The sequence below is a fragment of the Kitasatospora sp. NPDC053057 genome (assembly GCF_044546945.1).
Classification (GTDB): domain Bacteria; phylum Actinomycetota; class Actinomycetes; order Streptomycetales; family Streptomycetaceae; genus Kitasatospora.
Genome location: NZ_JBITZP010000083.1, coordinates 1 through 9,927 on the forward strand (window position 1 = coordinate 1; position 9,927 = coordinate 9,927).

The 9,927-nt window shown below is 73.7% G+C and carries 1 protein-coding gene and 1 pseudogene; both read right to left on the reverse strand.

Features of this window, described 5'->3' with window-relative positions:
* Positions 1 to 1,753, reverse strand: a 1,753-nt coding sequence (locus tag ACIG5E_RS38310; protein ID WP_396541756.1) for a type I polyketide synthase, incomplete at its 3' end; no start/stop codon positions are given.
* A gap of 51 nt (positions 1,754 to 1,804) precedes the next feature.
* A pseudogene (locus tag ACIG5E_RS38315) lies at positions 1,805 to 9,922 on the reverse strand (SDR family NAD(P)-dependent oxidoreductase); the annotation flags it as partial.
* Between the last annotated feature and the right edge of the window lie 5 nt (positions 9,923 to 9,927).

Consider the following 9,927-nt stretch of genomic DNA (forward strand, 5'->3'; position numbering starts at 1 on the left):
GCGCCGCGAACACCGGCGACACCCGCGCCAACTCCACCGCCATCCCGACCCACTGAGCCCCCTGCCCCGGGAACACGAACACCGGCTTGGCAGCGTGGGGCGCCTGGCCTTCGACGAGCCGGCTGGCCGGCTCGCCCGCGGCGAGGGCCGACAGTGCCTCGCGGACACCGTCCCGTCCGGCGGCGACGACCACGGCGCGGTGTTCGAAGCGGGCGCGCGCGGTGGCGAGCGAGAAAGCGACGTCGGCGAGCGGCGGACCGGGGACGGACCCGAGGAAGGCGGCCAGTTCGCGGGCCTGGGCGCGCAGCGCCTCGGCGGACTTCGCGGAGAGGATCCAGGGCAGCACCGCGTCGTCCATGGCCGGGGCCTGGGCCACCGGCTCGGCCTCCTCGGCCTCCTCCAGGATCACGTGCGCGTTGGTGCCGCTCATGCCGAACGAGGACACGGCCGCGCGGCGGGGTTCGCCCGTCCCGTCCCAGGGCCGGGCCTCGGTCAGCAGCGACACCGCGCCCGCGGACCAGTCGACCTGCGGTGTGGGCTCGTCCACGTGCAGGGTCTTGGGCAGCAGCCGGTTGCGCATCGCCAGCACCATCTTGATGACGCCCGCCACGCCGGCCGCGGCCTGGGTGTGCCCGATGTTCGACTTGATCGAACCGAGCCACAGCGGGCGGTCCTCGGGGCGCTCCCGGCCGTAGGTGGCGAGCAGCGCCTGCGCCTCGATCGGGTCTCCCAGCATGGTCCCGGTGCCGTGCGCCTCGACGGCGTCGACCTGCTCGGGCGCGAGCCGGGCGTCGGACAGCGCCTGGCCGATCACCCGCTGCTGGGCGGGGCCGTTGGGGGCGGTCAGACCGTTGGACGCGCCGTCCTGGTTGACGGCCGAGCCACGGATCACCGCCAGCACCCGGTGCCCGTTGCGCCGCGCGTCGGAGAACCGCTCCAGGAGCAGCAGGCCGACGCCCTCGCCCCAGCCGGTGCCGTCCGCCGAGGCGGCGAACGGCTTGCAGCGGCCGTCCGAGGCCAGCCCGCGCTGCCGGGAGAACTCGGTGAAGGTGGTCGGGCTGGCCATCACGGTGACCCCGCCGGCCAGGGCGAGCGAACACTCCTCCTTGCGCAGTGCCTGGGCAGCCAGGTGGAGCGCGACGAGGGAGGAGGAGCAGGCGGTGTCGACCGTGACGGCCGGGCCCTCCAGGCCGAGGGCGTACGAGATCCGGCCGGACAGCACGCTGCCCGCGTTGCCGGTGGCGAGGTAACCGTCGACCTCCTCGGGCCCGGCGACCAGGACGGTGCCGTAGTCGCCGCCGTTGGAGCCGACGAAGACGCCGGTACGGCTGCCGCGCACGGCCGACGGGTCGACACCGGCCCGCTCGAAGGCCTCCCAGGCGGTTTCCAGCAGCAGCCGCTGCTGCGGGTCCATGGCCAGCGCCTCGCGCGGCGAGATCCCGAAGAAGCCCGCGTCGAACTCGCCCGCCTCGTGGAGGAACGCGCCCTCCCGGACGTAGGAGGATCCGGCGCGGTCCGGGTCCTCGTCGAACAGGGCCTCCAGGTCCCAGCCGCGGTCGGTCGGGAAGGGGGACACGGCGTCACGGCCCGCGACGAGCATCTCCCACAGCTTCTGCGGGGTGTCCGCGCCGCCGGGGAAGCGGCAGCTCATCGCGACGATCGCGATGGGCTCGCGGGAGGCGTCGGCGAGACGGCGGTTCTGTTCCCGCAGCCGCTCGGTCTCCTTGAGCGAGGTCCGCAGCGCTTCCAGCAGCTTGTCGTTCGATGCAACCATTTCTCAGTTCCACACTTTCCCGCGAATCGCTCAGGATCCGTTGTTGCCCAGGGCCAGCTGAATCAGCGCGTCGGCGTCCATCTCGTCGATCGCGGCCGGTGCGTCCTCGGCCGACGCCGAGGACGTCTCTTCGAGGCCGGCGAGCCTCAGCAGTACGTCCATCAGTCCGGCCTCCCGGATCCGGGAGACCGGCAGGGTGGCGAGCGCCTGCCGGATCCTCGCCTCCTCCGGATCGGTGTCACCCGGGCCGCCGGTGAGCTCGGTCAGCAGGTGGTCCGCGAGCGCGGACGGCGCCGGGTGGTCGAAGACCAGGGTGGCGGGCAGGGCGAGGCCGGTGGCCGCACCGAGCCGGTTGCGCAGTTCGACCGCCGTCAGTGAGTCGAACCCCAGGTCCTTGAAGGCCTGTTCGGCGTCGATGCGCCCGGCCGTACCGTGACCGAGCACGCCGGCCACGTGGGTGCGCACCAGCTCCAGTACGGCATCCGTCCGCTCGGTCGCCGGCAGGGCGGCCAACCGCTCGGCGAAGCCGGAGCCGGCCGGGCCGTCCTGCGGGGCGGTGCGCACGGCCTCGGGGATCGCGTCGAGCAGCGGGCTCGGACGCGCCGAGGTGAAGCCGGGCGCGAACCGTTCCCAGTCGACGTCGATGACCGTCGCCGTGGGCCTCCCGTCGGCCAGGAGCCGTTCGAGCGCCGAGAACGCGGTCTCGGGGCGCAGGGGCGACATTCCGGCGAGCCGCATCCGGGCCTCGACGGCCGGGTCGGTCGCCATGCCTCCGGCAGCCCAGGGGCCCCAGGCGATGGAGGTGGCCGGGAGTCCCTGGGCGCGGCGGCGCTCGGCCAGGGCGTCCAGGTGGGCGTTGGCCGCCGCGTAGTTGCCCTGCCCCGCGCCGCCGACCGAACCGGCGACGGAGGAGAAGAGCACGAACGCCGAGAGGTCCGAGCCCCTGGTCAGCTCGTCGAGGTGATCGGCCGCGTCGGCCTTCGGGCGCAGCACCCGGGCCAGCCGCTCCTCGGTCAGCGACTCCACCACGCCGTCGTCCAGGACGCCCGCCGCGTGGAACACCGCGCCGACCGGGTGCTCGGCGAGCAGGGCCGCCAGGGACTCCCGATCGGCGACATCACACGCCGCCACCGTCACTGCGGTTCCCAACTGCTCCAGCTCGGCGGCCAGTTCGCGAGCACCGGGGGCCTCGATGCCCCGTCTGCCGGTGAGTACCAGCCGCTCGGCCCCGCGGCCGGCGAGCCAGCGCGCGACGTGCGCGCCCAGCGCTCCGGTGCCACCGGTGATCAGCACCGAGCCAGGGGCCCGCCACTCCTCACCGGACGGTGCGGCACCGGTGCCGGAGGCGTCTCGCACCAGTCGGCGGCCGTAGGCGCCACCCTCGCGGACCGCCACCTGGTCCTCACCGACCGCACCCGACAGGACCCGCACCAGCCACGAGCCGGCCTCCGCGTCCAGGAGGACGGGGACGTCCACCAGACCACCCCAGTTCTGGGAGCGCTCCAGGGCCACCACCCGCCCCAGACCCCACACCTGAGCCAGCGAAGCATCCGGCGCAGCATCAGCCCCGCCCACCGACACCGCACCCCGCGTCACACACCACAACGGCGCCGACACACCCAGCTCACCCAGCACCTTCACCAGCGACAGCACCGCACCCGAAGACCCCAGGCACGACACCACACCACTCAGCCGCTCGCCCACCAGCGCCTGCTGCGAGACCTCCCCCGCCGCACACTCCACAACCTCGGCACCCGCCCCAGCCAACGCGGCCGCCACATCGGCACACCCGCCCGCCGACACCACCAACCACCGCCCCGCCAACACAGCCGGAGCCCGATCAGCCAACGGCGCCCAAGTGACGCGGTACAGCAGCTCGTCCAGCTTGGACGCGCCCGCCGCGCCGCCCAGCCACGCGGGCAGCTCGGCCCGCTCGGCCGGGGTCGGCCAGTACCGCTCACGCTGGAAGGCGTAGGTCGGCAGGTCGGGGGCGGAGGCGGCGGTCGTTCCGAGGAGCGCCGACAGGTCGACCGGGACACCGGCGGCGTGCGCCCGTCCGAGCGCGTCGAACAGGCTCCGCGGCTCGGGCCGGCCCTTGCGCAGCAGCGGAATCGTCACGGTCTCGGGCGCCGCTCCGTTCTCCGGGCCAGCGAGGATGCCCTGCACCATCGCGGAGAGCACGCCGTCCGGGCCGAGCTCGACGAAGCGGGTCGCACCCAGTTCCGCTGCGGTGCGGACGCCGTCGTGGAACAGCACCGCCTGGCGGACATGCCGCACCCAGTAGTCGGGGTCGGTCAGCTCCTCGGCGGTGGCGAGTGCGCCGGTCACATTGGAGATGACCGGGATCCGGGGCTCAGCCGCCGCCAGGCCCCGAACGACCGTGCCGAACTCGGCCAGCATCGGCTCCATCAACGGCGAGTGGAAGGCGTGGCTCACGGACAGACGCTTGACGCGGTGGCCGGCTGCCAGTGCCTCCTGCTCGATCTTCTCGATCGCCTCCGCATTTCCCGAAAGCACCACCGACTGCGGACCGTTGACCGCGGCCACGTCGACCAGGCCCTCACAGCCGACGAGAAGCTCCACGGCAGTCTGCGGATCGACCGCCACCGCCAGCATCGCGCCACCCGCAGGCAGCGCCTGCATCAACCGACCACGCGCCGCCACCAGAGCGGCCGCGTCCTCCAACGAGAACACCCCCGCCACATGCGCCGCCACGACCTCACCGATCGAATGACCCAGCAGGAAGTCCGGCGTGACGCCCCAGGCCTCGGCCAGCCGGAACAGCGCCACCTCCAGCGCGAACAGCCCGGCCTGCGCCCACACCGTCCGGTTCAACACCTCGGCATCCGCACCGAACACCACATCCTGGACCGAACCATCCAGGTGCTGGTCCAGCTCCGCACACACCGCGTCGAACGCACCCGCGAACACCGGGAACGCCCCGTACAACTCCCGGCCCATCCCCAGCTTCTGGGAACCCTGACCGGTGAACAGAAACGCCGTCTTCGCGCTCTCCCGGGCGAGCTGGACCTCCCCCGCATCGCCCGCCAGGCCCGCCAGTGCGCCGAGGAGCTCCGCGCGGTCGGCAGCCGTCAGCACGGCGCGGCGAGCGAAGGCCGTACGGGCCACCGCGAGCTCGCGCCCGATCGCGACGAGGTCCGCGTCCGGACGGGCGGCGAGGTACTCGCCCAGCCTCTCGGCCTGGGCGCGCAGCGCCTCCGCCGTCTTCGCCGACAGCGGCCACACCACCGGGGTGGTGGACGGCAGCGGGGCCGGGGCCGTCTCGGCCTCCGTCGGGGCCTGTTCGAGCACGAGGTGCGCATTGGTGCCGCTCATGCCGAACGAGGACACGGCGGCCCGACGCGGCCGGCCCGCCTCCGGCCACTCCTGGCGCTCCGTCAGCAGCGCCACGGCGCCGGAGGTCCAGTCGACGTGCGGAGTCGGCTCGTCCAGATTCAGCGACCGCGGCAGCACGCCGTTGCGCATCGCCATGACCGTCTTGATCACGCCCGCCACGCCGGCCGCGGCCTGAGTGTGGCCGATGTTGGACTTGATCGAACCGAGCCACAGCGGTCGGCCCTCGGGGCGCTCCCGGCCGTAGGTGGCGAGCAGCGCCTGCGCCTCGATCGGGTCGCCGAGGGCCGTGCCCGTGCCATGTGCCTCCACGGCGTCGACGTCGGCGCCGGTCAGACCCGCGTTGGCGAGGGCCTGGCGGATCACCCGCTGCTGGGACGGGCCGTTGGGCGCCGTCAGACCGTTCGACGCGCCGTCCTGGTTGACGGCCGAGCCACGGATCACCGCCAGCACCCGGTGCCCGTTGCGCCGGGCGTCCGAGAGCCGCTCCACGAGCAGCATGCCCGCGCCCTCCGACCAGCCCGTGCCGTCGGCCGCGGCGGCGAACGGCTTGCAGCGGCCGTCCGGCGAAAGGCCGCGCTGGCGGCTGAACTCGATGAACGACACCGGGGTGGACATGACGGTCACCCCGCCGGCCAGCGCGAGCGAGCACTCCCCGCGCCGCAGCGCCTCGGCGGCCAGGTGCAGCGCGACCAGCGACGAGGAGCAGGCGGTGTCCACCGTCAGCGCCGGCCCTTCGAGGCCCAGCGTGTACGCGATCCGGCCGGAGGCGACGCTCCCGGCACCACCCGTGCCGAGGTACCCCTCCAGGTTCTCCGCGGACGCCGAGACGAGCGCCGTGTAGTCCTGACCGTTGGTGCCGACGAACACGCCGGTACCGCTGCCACGAACCGACTCGGGCGTCACACCGGCCCGCTCGAAGGCCTCCCAGCTCGTTTCGAGCAGGAGCCGCTGCTGCGGGTCCATGGCCAGCGCCTCGCGCGGCGAGATCCCGAAGAAGCCCGCGTCGAACTCGGCCGCGTCGTGCAGGAATCCACCGCCCCGGGTGTAGGTCGTGCCGATCCGGTCGGCGTCGGGGTCGTGGAGGGCGTCGAGGTTCCATCCCCGGTCGGCCGGGAACGGCGTGATGGCGTCGACCTCGCCCTCGACCAGCCGCCACAGCTCCTCCGGGGAGTTCGCCCCGCCCGGGAAGCGGCAGCTCATGCCGATGATCGCGATCGGTTCGTCGCTGCCGACCGTGCGGTGCGCGACCTGCGTCCGGTCGTCTCCCCCGAGCAGTTCGGCCCGCAGGTGCCGGACCAGTGCCGCGGGGGTGGGGTGGTCGAAGACCAGGGTCGTGGGCAGGCTCAGTCCAGTCGCCCGGTTCAGCCGGTTGCGGAACTCGACGGCCGTCATGGAGTCGAAGCCGAGGTCACGGAAGGCGCGTTCGGCGTCCTCGGTCTCCTGCGCGTCGTGCCCGAGCACGGCGACGACGGTCTCCCGGACCAAGTCGAGCAGGGCGCGGCCCGGGTCCTCGGCCGAGTCGAACCCGTGCGTCGGGGAGGACGCGGGGGCGCTCTCCTCCGGGGCGGCCGGCTGGTGCGACGGCGTCCGGCGCACCTCGGTCGGGACGGCGTCGGGCCAGTAGCGCTGACGCTGGAAGGGGTACGTGGGCAGGTCGACGTGGTGCGCGCCCGAACCCCCGTACACGGCCTGCCAGTCGGGGACGGTGCCCCAGCAGTGCAGCGCTCCCAGGGCGGCGGCGACGGCCTGGTCCTCGCGGCGGTCGCGGCGCAGGAGGGAGGCGAAGGCGTGGGCGTCGGTGTCGGTCAGGCAGTCCTGCGCGAGGGCGGTCAGGACGCCGTCGGGGCCGAGCTCCACGAAGCGGGTCGCGCCCAGTTCCGCTGCGGTGCGAACGCCGTCGTGGAACAGCACGGCCTGGCGGACGTGCCGGACCCAGTAGTCGGGGTCGGTCAGTTCCGCGGTGGTGGCGAGTGTGCCGGTGACGTTGGAGACGACCGGGATTCTCGGCTCAGCCGCCGCCAGGCCCCGAACGACCGCGCCGAACTCGGCCAGCATCGGCTCCATCAGCGGCGAGTGGAAGGCGTGGCTGACCGACAGGCGCTTCGCCCGCAGCCCCGCCGAGCGCACCAGCCCGGCCAGCTCCTCGACGGCCTCCTCCTCACCGGAGAAGACCACGGATCGCGGTCCGTTCACCGCGGCCACATCGACCCGGCCGGCGAACCCGGCGAGCAGTTCCCCCGCCTCTTCGACCGGCACCCCGACGGCCAGCATCGCGCCGCCCGAGGGCAGTGCCTGCATCAGCCGTCCGCGCGCCGCCACCAGCGCGGCGGAGTCCTCCAGCGAGAACACGCCCGCCACATGCGCGGCCGCCACCTCGCCGATCGAGTGGCCCAGCAGGAAGTCCGGGCTCACGCCCCACGACTCCAGGAGGCGGAACAGCGCCACCTCCAGCGCGAACAACCCGGCCTGTGCCCACACCGTCCGGTTCAGCAGCTCGGCATCCGCGCCGAACACCACATCCCGGACCGAACCGTCCAAGTGCTTGTCCAGCTCCGCACAGACCGCGTCGAACGCGCCGGCATACGCCGGGAACGCACCGTACAGCTCCCGGCCCATCCCCAGCCGCTGGGAACCCTGACCGGTGAACAGGAACACCATCTTGCCGCCGGAAGCGGCGGAATCCACCAGTTCCTTGGCCTGGCGCCCCTCGGCCAGGGCTTCAAGCCCCCGCAGCAGCCCCTCCCGGTCCGCCGCCACCACCGCCGCACGGCGGGCGAGCGGGGACCGGGTGGTCGCGAGCGAGCGGGCCACCTCGGCCACGGTCAGGGAGCCGTCCGCGGAGACGCGGACGGCCAGTCGCGCGGCCTGCTCCCGGAGCGCGGCCTCGTTGCGCGCGGAGAGCACGGAGACCGGCGGAACCGCCGCCGAGCTCGCCGGAGCGGCCGACTCCGCACTCTGCGGGGCCTGTTCGAGGATGACGTGCGCATTGGTGCCGCTGATGCCGAACGAGGACACACCCGCACGACGCGGACGGCCCGTCTCCGGCCACTCCCGGTCCTCGGCCAGCAGCGAGACCTCGCCCGCCGACCAGTCCACGTGCGGCGACGGCGCGTCCACGTGCAGGGTCCGGGGCAGCACACCGTGCCGCATCGCCTGCACCATCTTGATCACACCCGCCACACCGGCGGCCGCCTGGGTGTGCCCCAGGTTCGACTTCACCGAGCCCAGCCACAGCGGCCGCTCCGCGGACCGCCCCTGCCCGTATGTGGCGAGCAGCGCCTGCGCCTCGATCGGGTCCCCCAAGGTGGTGCCCGTGCCGTGCGCCTCCACCGCGTCGACCTGGTCGGCCGTCAGTCGCGACTTCTGGAGCGCCATGGTGATGACCCGCTGCTGGGAGGGGCCGTTGGGCGCGGTCATCCCGTTCGAGGCGCCGTCCTGGTTCACCGCCGAGCCACGGATCACGGCCAGCACCTGGTGGCCGTTGCGCTGCGCGTCCGAGAGCCGCTCCAGCAGCACCAGTCCGATGCCCTCGGACCAGGACGTGCCGTCGGCGCCGGCGGCGAACGGCTTGCAGCGGCCGTCGGCGGCGAGACCGCGTTGACGGGAGAACTCGATGAAGGTGTTCGGGCTGGACATCACGGTGACGCCGCCGGCGAGCGCCAGCGAGCACTCGCCCTCGCGCAGCGCCTGGCTCGCCAGGTGCATCGCGACCAGCGACGAGGAGCAGGCGGTGTCGATCGTCACGGCCGGTCCTTCGAGGCCGAGGCTGTAGGCGATCCGGCCCGAGGCGATGCTGCCCGCGCTGCCGTTGCCGGCGTAGCCCTCCAGGCCCTCCTGGTCCTGCACCAGGTTGACGTAGTCGTGGTACATCACGCCCGTGAAGACGCCGGTCTGGCTGCCTCGGACCGAGGCCGGTGCGATCCCGGCCCGCTCGAAGGTCTCCCACGCGGCCTCCAGGAGGAGCCGCTGCTGCGGGTCCATGGCGAGGGCCTCGCGGGGCGAGATCCCGAAGAAGACCGGGTCGAAGTCGGCTGCGCCGTCGAGGAATCCGCCCTCACGGACGTACGAGGTTCCCTGGCGCTCGGGGTCCGGGTCGAACAGTGCGTCCAGGTCCCAGCCGCGGTCGTCGGGGAAGGCGCTGATCGCGTCGCCGCCGTTCGCCACGAGGTCCCAGAGGTCCTCGGGGGTGCGGACCCCGCCGGGGAAGCGGCAGCTCATGCCGACGATGGCGATCGGCTCGTCGATCGGCGCGGCCGTGGTCGCGCCCGCCGTCGGGAGTGCGGTCCGGCCTTCGAGCAGTCGGGTCCGGAGGTAGCCGGCGAGGGCCGAGGGGCTGGGCTGGTCGAAGGCGAGGGTCGCGGGCAGGCGCAGTCCGGTGGCGGCGCCGAGCCGGTTGCGCAGCTCGACGGCGGTGAGGGAGTCGAAGCCGAGGTCCTTGAACACCTGGGTGGGGTCGAGCGGTTCGTTCGCCGCCAGGCCCAGCACGGTAGCCACCTCGGTGGCCACCAGGTCGAGCAGCACCCGCTCCTGCTGGGCCTCGGGGAGGTTGGCGAGGCTCCGGGCGAGGCGGTTGCCGTCGGTCGTGCCGGTGTCGGCCGTCGCGGCCGTGTTCCTCCTGACCGGGGCCGTCACCAGTCCGCGCAGGACGGGCGGCAGTTCGCCCGCGGTGCGCAGCGAGGCGCGGTCCAGGCGCATCGGGTACAGCACGGGGTGGTCGTGGGTGAGGCCCGCGTCGAAGAGCGCGAGGCCCTCCCGCGTGGACAGCGGCAGCATCCCGCCCCGCGAGATCCGCCCCA